The organism is Enterobacter sp. CGMCC 5087, from assembly GCF_003144775.1.
In the GTDB taxonomy this organism is placed as follows: Bacteria; Pseudomonadota; Gammaproteobacteria; order Enterobacterales; family Enterobacteriaceae; genus Enterobacter; species Enterobacter cloacae_M.
Genome location: NZ_QFXN01000082.1, coordinates 26024 through 38242, shown reverse-complemented (window position 1 = coordinate 38242; position 12219 = coordinate 26024). Strand labels below are relative to the sequence as shown.

Here is a 12219-nt window from a genome sequence, read left to right as displayed (position 1 = left end):
CAGCAGCATTTCCCAGTGTCGGCGGTTGAAGACCCCGGTCATCCCGTCTCGTGTGCTCATCATTTCCAGCCGCTGCTTATGTTCCGCAAGCCTGACGGCGGTTCGGTGGCTAAGCCAGGCAAACAGCATGGGATACAGCACGAGTACGGGTAACGTTAAGCCCCACTCCACGAGGTCGGGGTTGAAGACGGCCACCTTCCCGACGAGTGGCAGCGTCACCAGCGCGGAGAGCAGGGTCAACGCGATCCCCGGGATAAACAGGCGACAGCCCCCGGAGCCCATCATATTCATCCCTACCATCATCACCAGCGCTGCCGTGGGTAACGCATTCATCCCCATCACGCCGATCCAGAGCCCGGCAATAATGGCATCGATTTTAAGATTGAAAATTTCCTGCTGATGGGGTGAAGCGGCGCGGCAGGACAGCTGCCAGGCAAAATGGGGCCAGACGAACGACCACCCCACCAGTAAAAGCCACCAGCCGCCGGGTAAAAAATGGGTGACCAGCATCCCCGCAACGGGGAAAAACATTGCCGCCAGGCCGACGGCGCGCGCCAGCCTGACTCGCCGGGCAAACTGAATGCCGGCGCGGTGAGGGTCATCCTGAGAAAGGGTTAAACTCCACTCTTCCCGAATGCGCTTTTTGTTGTAATACGTTTCATCATTCATCATTTTTGGGAATATTCTGAAACATTTTCCCAAATTATAGAGAGGGGGTCTGCGGGGAAAGTATGAAATTTCGGGTGAGCCGCCGGAGCCGCTCACCCGTTTGAACTACACTTTTTTCTTCAGGCACGCGCTCATGAACTTGCTGCGGTCGTCCCCTTTAAGGGACTGTTCGGTTGCTTTCGCATTACACTCGCGCATTTTTTGCTGCTGCGGCGTCAGGCTTTTTTCAGCCGGCTTCGCGGCGCCGTTTTTAAGGCAGTCGCTCATGTATGTCTTGCGGGCATCTCCCTTCAGACTCTGAGACGTCGCCTGTTGATTACAGGTGGTCATACGCTGCTGTTGCGGCGTTAACGTTTTCTCTTCCGCGTTCGCCGATGCGATCAGGAACAGGCCAGAGAGCAGAGTAACCAGTAATGTTGTTTTCATTGCACCATCCTTTTGTGAACATTCCCTGTAAGTCTGGTTCGTGACAGGAAAAAAACCACCCGGCAGATGTGATTTCCGCCGGGATTTTATCATTTAAGACCCATCGCCGCCTTCATGGTGTAGAACAGATCCGTTTGATCGGTCAGGCCTACCACGTTTGCCGCGTGCGGCCCATAGGCTGCAATGCGCAGCTGGGTGCCCGTGTGCTCCATGGACTCTTCCTCAGAGTTGCCGTAGCTCAACACCATAACGGCGCCATCTTTGGTATTCAGGGCCTGCGTCAGACCAGGGGCTTTGGTATCTGCCGGGATGATCTGGCTGGCGTGGGCATGGTCCGCGGTGACGATCACCAGGGTGTTGCCGTCTTTTTTCGCAAACTCAAGCGCCTTCTGTACCGCTTCGTCCAGATCGACGGTTTCGCCAATCTGGCCGCACGGATTCGCCGCATGATCCTGCTTATCGATCGACGCGCCTTCCACCTGCAGGAAGAACCCTTTTTCGCTCTTGCTCAGCAGAGAGATGGCTTTATCAGTCATCGCCGCCAGCGTCGGTACGCTGTCCGTGCGTTTCGGGTTAGGCGTACAGGTCACGGCAGGTTTATCGATATTGCCGTGATAAGAGGCTTTTGGTCCTTCCCAGCGCACGGGCATGTTGCCGTCAGAGAATAGCCCCAGCAGCGGCTTGTCCTGGTTCGCCTCGGTGATAGCTGCCAGAGAATTTGCGTCACTCACCAGCTGATAGCCGCGGGCCTGCGCCTGCTCGCGCAGCGTTTTGCCCTGCCACTCGCCCGCCGTCGCGGTTTCTGCGAAGGTTTTCGCGCCGCCCCCGAGGGTCACGTCAGGACGCGCGTTCAGCAGCTGTTCCGTAATCGAGCCTTTGCCGCCTTTTTCCAGCGCGTTCGTCGGGCATTTTTCGCTGGTCACTGACGGACCGTAGCATTTACGCGAGGTTACATGCGCCACCAGCGCCGCGGGCGTTGCATCCTGAAGTTCAGCGGTGGAGACGTTGCCGGTCGCAAGGCCCGCCGCTTTTGCCATCTCCAGAAGGGTTTGGTGATCTTTTTCGTGAATATCCACACCCAGCGCGCCATTATAGGTTTTCACGCCGGTGGACCACGCCGTAGCAGAGGCCGCGGAGTCCGTGACGTAATCCGGTTTACCGGTTTTTTTATCCAGCGCGTAATGGGTATATTGTCCGGTCAGCGGTAATGCGTCGATACCTTTAAAAAAGCCGCCCGCACCCTCGGCATAATTTCGCGCCGCCGTGATTTCGGAATCCCCCATTCCATCGCCAATAAGCAGAATAATATTTTTCGCCGGCTTATCATTCAGCGAAGCGCGAATAGCGGCAGTTTGATCTTCTGATAAACGGCGTGCGCCGCCAGGCTGGGTGATATCCCCTTTTGCCGCGCGATTATCCAGCACGCTGGTTTGGGCAGTATCGGCATAAACGGCAGGGGTAATTAACAGGGGAAGTAATGCGATGAAAAGTGCGCTCTGTTTCAATTTATTTTCTCCATGTACAAATACATAAAAATAAAAACAGAGCGACTATAGGCATCCTGCATGACAATTCTATGACACGTCGTTACGTCCTGTGACGGTTTAGGTGCGCGGATGCCTTAACAGCTTCTTTACGTACTGGTGGAGCATCTCGGCATCCTCAACCGGAACCTGCGATTCAGGCCTGACGCTGTCCAGCGCGCCTTCCACGCTCTCAATCAAAGCCTGTTGATCGGTTTTCGCCATTTGTCGCAGCAGCGCGGTGACTACAATTTCCAGCGCTTCGACCTGGGCTACCAGCTCTTTTGACTCCTCTTCCTTTTGTGCCAGCTTGACCAGCAATTCAGCAATGAGATTTTTCATCGTGCCAGTTCCTTTTTCAGTTTTGTCTGAAGTTATCACTCTGAATCCCTATTGCAAAGAGAAGAAATTAATTATGGTATGCAAAAGTGACACAGGAACGGAAATAAAGAGCCAGCGCCATGAGCGAAACGTTTTTCTATAAAAAGCAGCCGCATTTTGTTATATAAAAATGCGGCTACCATAAGAATATATAATACATCAACGAAACGATTATCTCGACGATTTCGCATCCGCAATTTGTCCGCGGCGACGCAGCGCAATAGCCAGCTGGATAATATTGATTAAAACGACAATCGCCGTAGCCGCAAATACCCAACGAAAACCGGCCATCGCGGAAACGGATGCGCCAATAAGTGGACCGGCAACATTCCCCAGATACATAAATGACTGGTTATATCCAAAAATACGCCCCGTCACCTGGTCGCTGGAATATTTAACCAGCAGGGTCTGTACCGCAGGCAACATGGCGCCATCGGCAAACCCGAGCAGAAATCGCAGTACCCCAAGCTGAAGCGGAGAGGTGACAAACGACATCGCGAAGAAGAGCACGACCGCAAAAATCAGCGTCGCCATCAGGATGCGCGCCGTGCCGATCCTGTCACCCAGTTTCCCCAGACGCGGTGCGGAAATCAGGGCGGATACGCCCGGCACGGCGGCAATCATGCCGCTCAGAAAAGCGATATTTGTACTTTCCGGCTCCATCGACTTGATAAACAGCGCCAGAATCGGACCGACCGAACCGTTACAAAGCTGGATAACCATAGTGGTCACAAACAGGCTGATCATCAGTCCCGGATAGGGCAGCGAGGCGAAGACGGCCTTGCCGCTCAGGCGTTCAGATTTACTGATCACCGGGCGGCCCCCTTCTTTAATCAGAAAGAGCGTGACCAGAAAACTGACCACCAGCAGGATCGCGGTGATGATAAATACCGCGCGCAGCCCGACGTGGTCCGCCAGAAAGCCGCCCAGCAGCGGACCGCCGATGACGCCGCTGATCTGTGCCGTGGAGAGCGTACTCAGCGCCCAGCCGCTACGCTCGCGCGGCACCTGAGAGGCGACCAGCGCCATGGCATTCGGAATGTACCCGGACGTCAGCCCCATCACCGCGCGCAGGAAAAACAGCTGCCAGACGTTGGTGGCGAAGGCCTGCAGCAGAATGGCAATCGCCATCCCGAGCGAGGCGCGCAGCAGCATCAGTTTTCGGCCTTTCCGATCCGCCAGGCTGCCCCACATCGGTGACACAATGGCGGAGACCAGAAACGTGACACTGAACGTCAGGCCGGACCACATGGAGAGCGCTTCATGCGAGGTCACCCCCAGCTGCGAGACGTACAGCGGCAGGAACGGCAGGATCTGGCTGATGGCCAGCCCGGTAAAGAAGCAGCCGAACCAGACCGAGATGAGATTAACTTTCCAGGATTCCATAAAGAAATAGTCTTCATTTTTAGGCGAATTCGCCTACAGATTAGCAAGTTACGCGTTTTGACGTCGCACCAGAGATGCGGCCTGACTGACTTTGGTGTTTTATCTTCCCAGTCATCATATTTGTGAAATAAGTCACAATTCATCCATTTTCTGGCGGAATATTATGCTTCACCGACAGACTCCGAAACCGCGCATTCCCAGATGAAAATGGTTGGCATGCGCCGCGTTATACTCCGGCCCGAGGCCGTTTCCGTAGTAGCCGCAGCTTGCCGACAGCATGGCCTTAAGCCATGGCTGCGTTGCTGCCGCCTTCCAGCCGTTCAGCACCGTGACGCGTTCCCCGTTCGCCAGCCGAAAGGCGGCGATATCCAGCGCCTCCGCCGTGGCATGCTCACTGCGTCGCGCGTCAGGGCGATGGTAAATATTGCGGCAGGCAAAGCTGCCGAGGTGGTCGATACGCGCCAGGTCGCTGCCCGTATAGCGTTTTGTTAACGGCCGGGCCTGCTGGCTGATAAACAGCGCAGAGCTGAGCGCCAGCGGACAGCTGGCAAGAAAGCTGCTGTTCAGGCCGACCGGGCCGAAATCACGCACGCGCACGACGTTGTTGAGCGGACACGCGCCACCGCTGTCGGCCACCGGCTGGGTGCGGATGAGATCTCTTTGGTTAGCCTGCGAAAGCAGGCTCGCGCACGCCTCGGGGGTTAGGCGCCGAAGCTTATACTGGGCGATTCGGCCCGGCGGGTCGTCAAGCGTCAGCGGTATGAAAGGGTTGTAGTAAGGCGGCAACCAGCGGTAACCCACCGTTGCAACGGCCACAATGATGAATACGGTCAGCAGCGTTTTTCCTTTCACTCTCCCCCCTCAACATTCCCCAAAACATTATGGCAGAAGGCCGCGAAACCCGCCGGGCATCGTGGTATGTTATTGGCTTTTCGTCAGACTGGAAGAGAGTGAGATGGCTAAGCAGCGCGTAGGTATTGTCTTTGGGGGAAAATCAGCGGAGCACGAAGTGTCATTGCAATCGGCCAAAAATATCGTTGATGCGATCGATAAAAGCCGTTTCGACGTGGTGCTGCTGGGCATTGATAAACAGGGTCAGTGGCACGTTAACGATGCCAGCCAGTATCTGCTGAACGCTCACGATCCGGCCCATATCGCCCTTAATCCTTCGGAAGTGAGCGTCGCCACCGTACCCGGCGTCGTGAAGGGGCAGCTCATCGACGCCGGCAACGCTCAGGCTCTCGCCCAGATCGACGTTGTCTTCCCTATTGTTCACGGCACCCTGGGCGAAGATGGTTCCCTGCAGGGGATGCTGCGCATGGCCAACCTGCCGTTCGTCGGCTCGGACGTACTCGGCTCTGCCGCGTGCATGGACAAAGACGTCACCAAACGCCTGCTGCGCGATGCCGGGCTGAATATTGCGCCATTCGTGACCCTCACCCGCGCCAACCGCGACAAACACAGCTTCGCGCAAATCAGCGGAGAGCTGGGTCTGCCGCTGTTTGTGAAGCCTGCAAACCAGGGCTCCTCCGTGGGCGTCAGCAAAGTCACCAGCGAAGCAGAGTTCACGCAGGCTGTCCGTCTGGCGTTTGAGTTCGACCATAAAGTGGTGGTTGAGCAGGGCATCAAAGGCCGTGAAATTGAGTGCGCCGTGCTGGGCAACGATTTTCCACAGGCGAGCACCTGCGGCGAAGTGGTGTTAAACAGCGACTTCTACTCGTACGACACCAAATACATTGATGACAAAGGCGCGCAGGTTGTCGTTCCTGCGGATATCGATCCGGCGATTAACGATAAGATCCGGGCGATCGCCATTCGCGCCTATCAGACGCTCGGCTGCTGCGGCATGGCGCGCGTGGATGTGTTCCTGACGCCGGAAAACGAAGTGGTGATCAATGAAATCAACACGCTGCCGGGGTTCACTAACATCAGCATGTATCCAAAACTGTGGCAGGCCAGCGGCCTGAGCTACCCGGAACTGATCACCCGCCTGATCGAACTGGCGCTGGAGCGTCACGCCGCCGACAGCGCGCTTAAAAGTTCCGTAAACGGTTAATCGGCGCTCTTCGCCTCATCCGCTGTCGTCTCTTCAGGACGACGGCGGATAATCAGCCCCGCCAGCCAGAAACTTATCACCCAGGTCACCAGCCCGACGGCATAGGTTTGCCACCCTTTTGCTTCAAACCCCAACAGGCCCACGACACCGTTAAGAATAAAGATCAGCCCGATGGCAAAGGCGTAGTAGTGCCAGTCACGGCGTAGTTTGGACGTGAGCTTCATAACAACTCCGGCAGGAAAAAAAGACATCCTCTCACAGTTTTTCGGCCAGGTCTGTGGCAGATACGGAAATTCTGAAACGCGACGCAATTTCACTTAAGTGATGAAATTGTGATGTGCTGCAGAAATCGACAATCCAGGAGAATTCCTGAGCGCAAATTACCACGATTCTGATATTGACAAATGCGATGACCTGTCAAACTCACCCCGTAAGACGCGTATTAAAACAGAGTGATACCACGGGAGGTCAACATGGCAGACTTTACATTGTCGAAACCGATTTTTGGCGGCAAACCAAAAACCTCCACGGCGGGTAATATTGCTTATGCCCTGTTTGTCCTGTTCTGCTTCTGGGCCGGTTCCCAGCTGCTCAATATGCTGGTCCATGCGCCTGGCGTTTATGAACACCTGATGCAGGTGCAGGATAACGGACGCCCGCGAGTTGAGATTGGGTTTGGCGTCAGCACCCTGTTCGGCCTGATCCCCTTCCTCGCGGGATGTATGATTCTGGGCGTTGTAGCGTTAGTTCTGCGCTTTCGCCGCCGCCGTTAAAGCCCCATACAGCGCGCCCGGCGATCGTCCACGCGTTTTGCGAACCATGCGGTTGTCAGGTTACGCGTGATCTTCGGGCTTTCCAGCTGGATCCCCGGCAGGATCGCCCTCGGTAACGTTTTCCCACTTTTCTGCTCCGCAAGCGCAAACACCTTCTTGTACAGATCCGTTTTCTCAAAGGCCAGGCTATCGCCTTTCTCAAGCTGACGGCGAATGTCGCTGTTGCTCAAGCCAAGCGTTGTCGATAATTTCCGTACTGCCAGCTCGGTGCTCCCAGCTTCGCTGCTGCCGTAAGCGATGAGATCGCCGTCCAGCGCCAGCTTGACGCCGCTTGCGCGGCTGACCGCACTCTGGAATGCCGCATTACGGCTGGCATACCAGCCCGCGTTAAAGTCGGCAAAGCGGTACAGCGGCTCATTGTAGTTCGCCGGATAGTTCAGCAGATGATAGGTGCCGAACCACAGCCCACCGCGCAGGGAAAAGACCTCCTGACGCACCGTACCGTCGATTTTCCACGGGTAGCCGTCGGTATGCTTCTCCGCGAACGCAATGCTCACCTGCATCGGGCCACCGGTGTGTACCGGGTTCAGCGAGCCAAACAGCTTCTGCCCCATCGGGACCATACTGATGAAATCATCAAAGATGGCGCTAAGCTGTTTTTCGGTTTTCACCGCATCCAGCCGCTCGCTGTAGCTTTTGCCGTTAGGCGAGGTGATTTTAAGCGCGGTGTGCACGAGGAACACCGGGATATGCATGGACTCCGCGCGGCGGTCGATCTCTTTCCAGGCAATTTTGTTCAGGCCCGGCACCACCGGGTCTGACTGGTACATTGACTCCTGCTGCGCCACCGCCAGCACCGAGCAGATATTCTCCTCGGTCGGCGCGATCTTTTGGCTTTCAAAGGTTTTTGCCAGCGCATCTGCCCACGCGTTGCGATCCTTCACGCTGGCGGGCATTTTCTGCCGCACAACGCTCGCCACATCGACGGGCTTCTCCCCCTTTTTGAGCGGAGCGGCACCTTTTTCGGCACAGCCTGCCAGCACAAGAGCGGCCAGCAAGGACAACGGTAACGCGCGCGGTACGGCAAAAGACATAGCAACTTCCTGTATTAGCTAAATGTGTTGGTGACTTCCTGCAGGTCACGATCGTCCAGCTCACGTTCAAAACTGCGCAGACGTTTGTAGATGGACATCAGTTCTACCAGGGTGGTCCAGGAGCTGATCAGGTACTGGAACGAGCCTCGAACCTGACCGAAAACGTTGGTAATCTGCGTCATCAGACCGAGCGTAATCGTACCCGCAACAATCGACGGGAACAGCAGGAACAAACCGAAAACATTATCGACCTGCAGATACAAAATACGCGCGATGTTGAAATACATATAGTGGAAGTAGAGTCGGAAGTAGTTACGACGCACGGCGCCAAACAGCTCGCGGACGGTCGGCGGCGAGGCGCGGTTGGCATCATCTTCGCCGTAAACCAGCTCTTTACGGTAAGCGGCTTCCACGCGTTGATTTTTAAACTCCAGACCCGGCAGCTTGATCCCCACTACCGCCAGCAGGCCCGTCCCCATCAGCGACCAGACGATCGCGGCAATCACCAGACCATAAGGAATATGACCGACAATAGGCAGATCCGGCACGTGCGCAGAGAGCGTTACCAGCACGGGCAGGAAGGCGATTAGCGTCATGATGGCGTTGATAAAGCTGACGCCCATATCTTCAAGGGTGGAGGCAAAACGCATGGTGTCTTCCTGCACGCGCTGCGCGGCGCCTTCGATATGGCGCAGGTGCTGCCAGTGCGCCATGTAATGTTCATTCATCGCGGTACGCCAGCGGAAAACGTAGTGGCTGACGAAGAAGTTGTTCATCACGCCGATGATAACCGCAATCAGGGCGATACCGAGGAAGATCCCGACTTCATGGTAGAACTGGTTGATGGTCACCTTGTGCGGCGAGCTCAGCGCGGTCTGGATCAGATCGTAGAACGGCGCATACCAGGCGTTCACCGCCACGCCCACCTCCACGAGGAACCAGGTGACAAAGATAATTAGCGATGTGCCGAGGATCGACCAGTACTGCCAGCGGTGCGGAGAATACATAAACCAGAACAGCGCAAACAGCCCTACGCACACCATATAGTAGGCGTAAAACAGCAGATAGCTCAGCGACCAGAAGCGCGCCGCGCTAATCGGCACCTCACCCGTTGCTCCCGTGATACGCGTCAGCCATGCGCCGCCGCCCGCCTGCCAGAAAATGACAGCGATGAGTGCCCAAATAAATGCCGACAGGAAAAAAGGCCCCGGCTTTGGGAAAAAAGACTTAAACATAATGCTTCCTTCTTGTTGTTATGGCTGTTGCTGTGCACAACACGTTACCACACGAAAAACCTGCCCGAGCCAGCCTCCCGGCTCCGGCAAAAAGGTCAGACCCGAGCGTTAATTATTAGTTCGCTTTCCAGTTTTCAAGAATTGTTTCGGTGCGTTTCACCGCGAGAGGATTCGCCGGCGCGATGAAGTTACGCCAGACGTCGTTGTGGTGGTTAATCAGGATCTGCGCATCTGCCGCCGGGCGATTGGCGGTAGTGTGGGCATCTTCCGCCACGATAATGTGATAACCCCGGCTGACGCCGTTCTTAATCGTCGCATCGACGCAGTAGTCGGTGGCGCAGCCGCAGATGACAAACTCGCGAATGCCCTGCTCACGCAGCAGCGTCTCTAGCGCGGTGTTATAGAAGGCATCACAGGCGGTTTTAGTGACGTAAAGCGCATCAGCAGGCTGATGGAGTTCAGGCAGTAGCGCAAACCCTTCACTTCCCTCTTCCAGGCCCCCGGCCTCGGTATGCTGAATAAAAATCACCTTGTCGGCTGCCTGCGTAAGCTGGTTGATCAGAGAGACACATTTTTCGCGCTGATGACGAGGGGTTTCAAATACCCCGTTCTGCATATCGACAACCATAACCACACGCTTCTCAGACATACCGTTCTCCGTAAGATTGAGTGACACTGGTGCCTATCATAAGCCCGATGTCACAAAATGGGAGATGGCTCGTCAGTAAATTGTTCATATTTACCCATGGTTACGTTTTTCTCGCTATCGTTATGCAATTCGGGGCATTGCGCGGTACCGTTTAGTAGTATAAATACCCATTACTTTCCTCATTCACTTCATGGATGCTTTTCGTTGAAACGTTGTCTGCTCTCTTTTGCCGCGCTGTGTGCGGTGAGCTTTTCTACCGCCCAGGCAGCCCAACCGCTGACGGCGCCCGTTTTAGCTTCAGATATTGCCGATCGCTACGCGAACCTTATCTATTACGGCAGCGGCGCGACCGGGATGGCGATGGTCGTCATCGACGGCAACCAGCGTGTGTTCCGCAGCTTTGGCGAAACGCGCCCAGGAAATAACGTTCACCCGCAGCTGGATTCCGTTATCCGCATCGCGTCCTTAACCAAGCTGATGACCAGCGAAATGCTGGTTAAGCTGCTCGACCAGGGTGTGGTGAAACTCGACGACCCGCTCAGCAAATACGCGCCTCCAGGCGCCCGGGTTCCAACCTACCAGGGTACGCCGATTCGGCTTGTGAACCTTGCCACCCACACCAGCGCCCTGCCGCGCGAGCAGCCAGGCGGGGCAGCGCACCGTGACGTATTTGTCTGGCCAACGCGCGACCAGCGCTGGAGCTACCTGAGTACCGCCACGCTGAAGGCGGCGCCGGGTTCGCAGGCCTCTTATTCAAACCTGGCCTTTGACCTGCTGGCGGACGCCCTTTCAACGGCGGCTGGCAAACCCTACACGCAGCTTTTTGAAGAGCAGATAACCCGTCCGCTGGGTATGAAAGACACCACCTTTACCCCGTCCCCGGATCAGTGCCGTCGCCTGATGGTGGCGGAGAAAGGCGCTAGCCCCTGTAATAACACGCTCGCAGCCGTGGGCAGCGGCGGGGTCTATTCCACGCCTGGCGACATGATGCGCTGGATGCAGCAGTTCCTTTCCTCAGATTTCTACGCTCGCAGCAGCCAGGCCGATCGCATGCAGACCCTGATTTATCAGCGCACTCAGCTGCAACGCGTCATCGGGATGGACGTGCCGGGTAAAGCCGACGCGCTCGGTATGGGCTGGGTCTATATGGCACCGAAAAATGGCCGTCCGGGTATTATTCAGAAAACCGGCGGCGGCGGCGGATTCATCACCTATATGGCCATGATCCCGCAGTCAAACGTGGGCGCATTTGTGGTGGTCACCCGCTCCCCGCATACGCGTTTCGTCAATATGAGTGACGGGATTAATAACTTAGTGGCTGAACTGAGCGCCAATAAAGCCCAGGTTCTCACCGCGTCTAACTAATTTTAATATTCCGTGGGCAAGCGGTTGATGCTGACCAGCTTGCCCCGGCTCATGTTGATATAGTTTCCCTGCCTCAGGGCGGCAAGCACCTCGGCAACAACGGAGCGTGAAATTCGTGTGCTCTGTTGAATATGATTCATCACACCGATTTTTGAACGCAGCGTTTCATCCCATTCCGCCATATTCAGCAGCATCGAGCGGATCTGGTGATAGGAGTTATTTCCCACCAGCTGCTTATCGCGTTTCTCGAGAATATAAGTTATCCAGGATAACCAGCAGAAGGCCTCTTTCCAGAGTGAATACTGCTGGATAAGTTGACGGGTGGTTTCCGTGGGCAGATAAAAACCGGTACAGGCTGTTTTAGCAATCACCCTGTATTCGTGAGAGTGATTAATCACCACCGTAGACAGCCCGAATATAAAAGGGGCAGTCGCAATCCCCACCAGCAGTTCATCAGAAGTTCGATAAACCTCAATAACGCCGGTTTGTAATACGATCGTACAAGGCTCATTCCATTCGTCTGACGTAATTAATTGCTGGGGCGCACATGTAAAAGGGGTACTGGCCGCTGTTAAATGCTGTTCGAGCCGGCGTAATTCAGAAAGTGGTTTCGCATTAACGTTCATGCAGACCTCAAGTCATCCGTATTTGTCGGTTCAATA

The 12219-nt window shown here is 55.5% G+C and carries 14 protein-coding genes; 3 read left to right on the top strand and 11 right to left on the bottom strand.

Features of this window, described 5'->3' with window-relative positions; translation table 11 throughout:
- The 6 genes from DEO48_RS07635 to DEO48_RS07610 all read right to left on the bottom strand — a co-directional run.
- A partial coding sequence (locus DEO48_RS07635) for an MASE2 domain-containing protein (protein ID WP_309136798.1) occupies positions 1-672 on the bottom strand: 672 nt, incomplete at its 3' end.
- Between the two features lie 102 nt (positions 673-774).
- Positions 775-1095 (bottom strand): phosphate starvation-inducible protein PsiF, encoded by a 321-nt coding sequence (gene psiF / locus DEO48_RS07630; RefSeq protein WP_023310534.1) that lies wholly within the window; start codon positions 1093-1095, stop codon positions 775-777.
- A gap of 89 nt (positions 1096-1184) precedes the next feature.
- On the bottom strand, positions 1185-2600 hold the full coding sequence (phoA, locus tag DEO48_RS07625; protein ID WP_109844805.1) for an alkaline phosphatase: 1416 nt from the start codon (positions 2598-2600) through the stop codon (positions 1185-1187).
- Between the two features lie 99 nt (positions 2601-2699).
- Positions 2700-2960 (bottom strand): anti-adapter protein IraP, encoded by a 261-nt coding sequence (iraP, locus tag DEO48_RS07620; protein ID WP_023310532.1) that lies wholly within the window; start codon positions 2958-2960, stop codon positions 2700-2702.
- 210 nt (positions 2961-3170) lie between these two features.
- Positions 3171-4385: a multidrug efflux MFS transporter gene (locus DEO48_RS07615; protein WP_109844804.1), complete on the bottom strand. Its 1215-nt coding sequence runs from the start codon at positions 4383-4385 to the stop codon at positions 3171-3173.
- A 168-nt stretch (positions 4386-4553) separates the two neighbouring features.
- The gene (locus DEO48_RS07610; RefSeq protein ID WP_109844803.1) at positions 4554-5237 is read right to left on the bottom strand and encodes an extensin family protein; all 684 of its coding nucleotides are present in this window, start codon (positions 5235-5237) and stop codon (positions 4554-4556) included.
- Between the two features lie 103 nt (positions 5238-5340).
- Here DEO48_RS07610 and ddlA point away from each other — a divergent pair, with 103 nt between their 5' ends.
- Positions 5341-6441 carry a D-alanine--D-alanine ligase gene (gene ddlA / locus DEO48_RS07605; protein WP_029739746.1) on the top strand — a complete coding sequence of 367 codons (1101 nt, stop codon included), beginning with the start codon at positions 5341-5343 and terminating at the stop codon, positions 6439-6441.
- Here the strand turns inward: ddlA and DEO48_RS07600 are convergent.
- The gene (locus tag DEO48_RS07600; RefSeq protein WP_023310528.1) at positions 6438-6665 is read right to left on the bottom strand and encodes a DUF2754 domain-containing protein; all 228 of its coding nucleotides are present in this window, start codon (positions 6663-6665) and stop codon (positions 6438-6440) included. The two genes, ddlA and DEO48_RS07600, sit on opposite strands and share 4 nt — an antisense overlap.
- Positions 6666-6914: 249 nt before the next feature.
- Here DEO48_RS07600 and DEO48_RS07595 point away from each other — a divergent pair, with 249 nt between their 5' ends.
- Positions 6915-7214: a DUF2755 family protein gene (locus DEO48_RS07595; RefSeq protein WP_008503287.1), complete on the top strand. Its 300-nt coding sequence runs from the start codon at positions 6915-6917 to the stop codon at positions 7212-7214.
- On the opposite strand, the gene DEO48_RS07590 is transcribed toward DEO48_RS07595, so the two are convergent.
- From DEO48_RS07590 to DEO48_RS07580, 3 genes are all read right to left on the bottom strand, one after another.
- Positions 7211-8308 (bottom strand): DUF1615 domain-containing protein, encoded by a 1098-nt coding sequence (locus DEO48_RS07590; protein WP_023310527.1) that lies wholly within the window; start codon positions 8306-8308, stop codon positions 7211-7213. The genes DEO48_RS07595 and DEO48_RS07590 overlap by 4 nt on opposite strands.
- Before the next feature lie 14 nt (positions 8309-8322).
- Positions 8323-9543, bottom strand: coding sequence for a peptide antibiotic transporter SbmA (gene sbmA, locus DEO48_RS07585; RefSeq protein ID WP_023310526.1), 1221 nt, complete (start codon positions 9541-9543; stop codon positions 8323-8325).
- A 115-nt stretch (positions 9544-9658) separates the two neighbouring features.
- Positions 9659-10192: an isochorismatase family protein gene (locus DEO48_RS07580; protein ID WP_045400608.1), complete on the bottom strand. Its 534-nt coding sequence runs from the start codon at positions 10190-10192 to the stop codon at positions 9659-9661.
- Positions 10193-10396: 204 nt separating this feature from the next.
- On the opposite strand from DEO48_RS07580, the gene ampH reads away from it, so the two are divergent.
- Positions 10397-11557, top strand: a complete 1161-nt coding sequence (gene ampH, locus DEO48_RS07575) for a D-alanyl-D-alanine-carboxypeptidase/endopeptidase AmpH (RefSeq protein ID WP_023310524.1) — start codon at positions 10397-10399, stop codon at positions 11555-11557.
- A 2-nt stretch (positions 11558-11559) separates the two neighbouring features.
- On the opposite strand, the gene DEO48_RS07570 is transcribed toward ampH, so the two are convergent.
- Positions 11560-12183: a helix-turn-helix domain-containing protein gene (locus tag DEO48_RS07570; RefSeq protein ID WP_054830101.1), complete on the bottom strand. Its 624-nt coding sequence runs from the start codon at positions 12181-12183 to the stop codon at positions 11560-11562.
- Positions 12184-12219: the final 36 nt, after the last annotated feature.